Consider the following 2841-nt stretch of genomic DNA (forward strand, 5'->3'; position numbering starts at 1 on the left):
CGCCACGCCCAACCCGACCTCTTCGACCCCGGCGATCCCAGCGATCCGTTCTGATCCGTCCCGCCCGGGCGCTCCTCAGTGAGCGCCCCCCTGACGCCATGGCCCCCGACTATCCTCCGCTGAGTTCGCCATTTTTCCGCGCCTTTTGACAGCCGCTAACAGGTGTATTACCATCATTGCTGACGATGACGGGCATCTCATCGATTTCGCGGAGTACATGTCGTGAGGTTGTTGCTCGACACCCATGCGATGTACTAGGGTTTTCGCGTGTTGCTAATTCTGCCGATCTACACCGCCGCGCTGATCCGGTTACCGTTAAACCACCGTCAGGCGATAACAACTGATGAATCGCGCAGCCACCTAGCGAGATCGATTTCGGAGAGATCGCCGGCTGCTAGTTGTTCAACAATTATCACCGACTGTGGCTCGGATGCATCCAGACTGAACCCGTTTATTTCCAGAAATATCGAAGCAATCGCAAGGGCTATGCGTTTATTGCCATCGACGAAAGGATGATTCTTTGCCAAGCCATAGCCATAGGCCGCGGCGAGATCGAAAAGAGTCGCCTGTGGTTCGTAACAGAAGCGCTGCCGGGGTCTGGCTAAGGCGGAGTCAAGCAGTCCCCGGTCCCGAATACCGGGACTGCCACCATGTTCCGCAACGAGCATTCGATGGACCGCAACGACGATTGACTCCAAGATCCATCGCGGCTCGCTCATTTCGCCAGCTCATGAAAGGCATTTCTGTACTTTTTCAGCACCTTTTCGGCGGCCTCCATCTGCGATTCAAAATCTTGCTGGTAAGGGGTAATGGTAAATCCCTCTGTATTTTCCACCAGGTACAACGTATCGCCTTTCCCGACCTTTAGTTTGTTAAGTGCTTCTTTTGGCAACAGTATGCCCATAGAATTGCCGACGGCGGTCACTTTAACTTTCAGCATGATCGGGTGTCCTTCGTAGAGTTATTACGTTTGTTGCTACGGAGTCTAGTGGCGCCAATCAAACTGGTCAAGCGGATCTCAGGCTGATGATGGTCGCTGGGGAGCCGGGGCCAGGGCAGCCAGGCGCAACCAAGCTGACAGGAACATATGGAATCGCCCAACATGAGTAGGCGCGAAAGGTGGCGAGGCCGGAAAAAGGGCAAAAGAGGGCAGGCTCGAGTTATTTTGGCCTGGCGGTCCCGGAATATATTCGAGCCACGACCCTTTTGCTCTTGGATGGACAGGACCAAGGCTGAGGCCTTGGACTCCAGAAGATGACCGTTGGCCGGAAGGATGATCAACGCCGGCTAGAAGGTTCGCAGGAAAAACGGAATCACCAGCGCATTCACCAGGTCGATGAAGAAGGCCGAGACCAGCGGCACGATGATGAAGGCGCGGTGGGAGGGACCAAAGTGTTGGGTCACGGCCGCCATATTGGCCATAGCCGTCGGGGTCGAGCCGAGTGAGACGCCGCCGAAGCCGGCGCAAACTACCGCGGCGTCATAGCTGCGGCCCATCAATGGGAAAAGGATGAACAGGGTGACGGCCACGGCCAAGGCGAATTGCACCGCCAGGATGGTGAGCACGGGCGATGCCAGGTCGATCAGCGTCCAGAGTTGCATGCTCATCAATGACATCGCGAGGAAGGTGCCGAGGGCCACGTCGGCAATCAGGGCGATCGCCGGGGTCCGGGTCGGCCAGGGCATCCCGCTGAGTGTTGGCATGTTGTTCGGGATCAGATTGGTAATCAGGATGCCGGCGAAGAGGCAGGTGACAAAGAGCGGCAGCTTGAGCCCCAGGTCCGCCACGGCCCCATTGAGTAGAAAGCCTACGATGACACAGAGGTGCATGGCCAGGATGGCGCCCAGAAAGTCCAGATGACCCAGGCCGGTCTTTTTCTGCGTCTCACTGAGTCCAATGTCCTGGACCTCCTCGACCATGGGCGGGACGGGCGTGAGCGCGTGGCGTTTGATCAGGAACTTGGCGATTGGGCCGCCCATGATACTGGCCAGGATCAGACCCAGGGTCGCGCTGGCGATGCCGATCTCCATGGCGTTGGTGATTCCGTAGTGAGCGGCGATCGAGGGCGCCCAGGCAATGGTGGTGCCGTGGCCGCCGATCAGGGACACGCTCCCGCCGGTGATTCCGACCGCCGCCGGCAGGCCGAACAGGGCGGCCACCCCGATGCCGGTGAGGTTCTGCGCAAACATGAAGGCGATGGTGACGGCCAGCAGGATCAGCAGCGGTCGGCCGCCGGCGAGCAGGTCCAGGGCGTTGGAATTGATGCCGATGGTGGTGAAGAAATAGACTAGCAGGACGTCGCGCGCCTGCAGCTCAAAATTCACTGCGACCCCGGATGAAAAATAGAGCACCCCGAACAGGATGGAGAACAGCAGCCCGCCGGTGACCGGTTCCGGTATGCTGAAGTCACGCAGGATCGCAACCTTGTCGTTCAGGCGTTTACCGATGAATAACACGATGATACCGATGGTCACGGCGAGGAAGGATTCGATGCGCCGAACGCCGTCTTGAAATTCCATGAGAGCTCCTGATAAGAATAAGCGAGGGCAGCCGAGGGCCAGACGTCGACCAGAGGGGGGCGGCCTTGATCATCATCCCGGCCAGTTCGCCGACGTCGAGGTCGTTGGTCCGCACGGCGGAACCTACCGATCTAGGCCTTACCGTAGGGTCCGTTGCGCGGCCCGACGACCTAGCGGTGAGAGGGGTGGACCTAGTCCTGAGGTAACTGTTCAGGTACCCCTTGCCAGACAGCCGTCTAGGCGTGTACTTTGGTGTCATGGCTGAGCCGCTGCCCACCACCATCGCCCTCGAAAGCCCGGACGCCGAGTTGGCGCGCTTAC

The 2841-nt window shown here is 58.9% G+C and carries 3 protein-coding genes; all 3 read right to left on the reverse strand.

The annotated features are described in order from the left end of the window. Nucleotides 1-326: 326 nt before the first annotated feature. Nucleotides 327-719 carry a type II toxin-antitoxin system death-on-curing family toxin gene (locus QZY44_RS11285; protein ID WP_295446223.1) on the reverse strand — a complete coding sequence of 131 codons (393 nt, stop codon included), beginning with the start codon at nt 717-719 and terminating at the stop codon, nt 327-329. After that, nucleotides 716-940 (reverse strand): AbrB/MazE/SpoVT family DNA-binding domain-containing protein, encoded by a 225-nt coding sequence (locus QZY44_RS11290; protein WP_295446225.1) that lies wholly within the window; start codon nt 938-940, stop codon nt 716-718. The genes QZY44_RS11285 and QZY44_RS11290 overlap by 4 nt, the downstream gene beginning before the upstream one ends. 347 nt (nt 941-1287) lie before the next feature. Beyond that, nucleotides 1288-2520 carry a sodium/glutamate symporter gene (gene gltS, locus QZY44_RS11295; protein WP_295446227.1) on the reverse strand — a complete coding sequence of 411 codons (1233 nt, stop codon included), beginning with the start codon at nt 2518-2520 and terminating at the stop codon, nt 1288-1290. Between the last annotated feature and the right edge of the window lie 321 nt (nt 2521-2841).

Source organism: uncultured Thiodictyon sp. (assembly GCA_903837595.1).
In the GTDB taxonomy this organism is placed as follows: domain Bacteria; phylum Pseudomonadota; class Gammaproteobacteria; order Chromatiales; family Chromatiaceae; genus Thiodictyon.